The 794-nt window shown below is 71.5% G+C and carries 1 protein-coding gene; it reads left to right on the top strand.

Going from position 1 to position 794, the window contains the following annotated elements; translation table 11 throughout:
* Nucleotides 1-497 precede the first annotated feature (497 nt).
* The gene (locus E1263_RS43085) at nt 498-782 is read left to right on the top strand and encodes a hypothetical protein (protein ID WP_165956952.1); all 285 of its coding nucleotides are present in this window, start codon (nt 498-500) and stop codon (nt 780-782) included.
* The last annotated feature ends 12 nt before the right edge of the window (nt 783-794 follow it).

Raw genomic sequence — 794 nt, 5'->3', positions numbered from 1 at the left:
CCCCTGCCTCCGGCCCCACGCCCGCCTCGTTGACCCAGCGGGACCCTGACTTGGGGCTCGCGTCCATCCCCTTGACCCAGCGGGGCTCCGCTTTTGAGTCACCGCGCAGTCCCCTAGCCCACTCGGCCACCGTCTCCGCGCCCACACCCAATTCCCCGCCTCAACCGGACTCTGCCTCCGGGCTCACATCCGCCCCTGTCGCTCAGCGGGGCCCGATCTCGCTCACCAAAACCCACGTCGTCCACCCCGACAAAACTCACGTCATTGGGACCACTCATATAGAGCCCGCCATCAGTTGGTCGGGCCCGCGTGCGAGCAGTCCGCAGACCTCCCGCACGCCCGGTGACACAGACGCAACCGGTCTCGACGATGCAGGGGGCGCGAGCCACCCGGTTGGCGCACGTGAGGCCGATGCAGCTCCCGCAGTCGGCGCGACTCGCGGGGTCGCCGTGACTGGCGTGGATGGTGCTGGCGGCTTGGTGGGTGGGAGCGGGGCGATGGGCTCGTTCAGCCCGGGCGGTGAGGGCGGTACGGGTAGCGCCGCTGCGATCCCCGCGACCGCTGCGATCCCCGCGATCCCCGCGACCGCCGCGACCGCCGCGACCGCCGCGACCGCCGCGATCCCCGCGGACCCTGCGACCGCTGCGATCGGGCTGACTAGTCCCGGTGGCGCGATGAGCCGGATCAGCGTGGGGGGTGCGAACGCCTCGTTCGGTGCGAGTGGTGGCGAGAGATCTGCTGCTTCGAGCGGTCTGGGGCAGGCGGCAGCTTCGAGCGGTTAAGGGGCGTCGGGT

The organism is Kribbella antibiotica (assembly GCF_004349055.1).
GTDB lineage: Bacteria > Actinomycetota > Actinomycetes > Propionibacteriales > Kribbellaceae > Kribbella > Kribbella antibiotica.
This window is presented reverse-complemented; position numbering and strand designations above follow the sequence as displayed.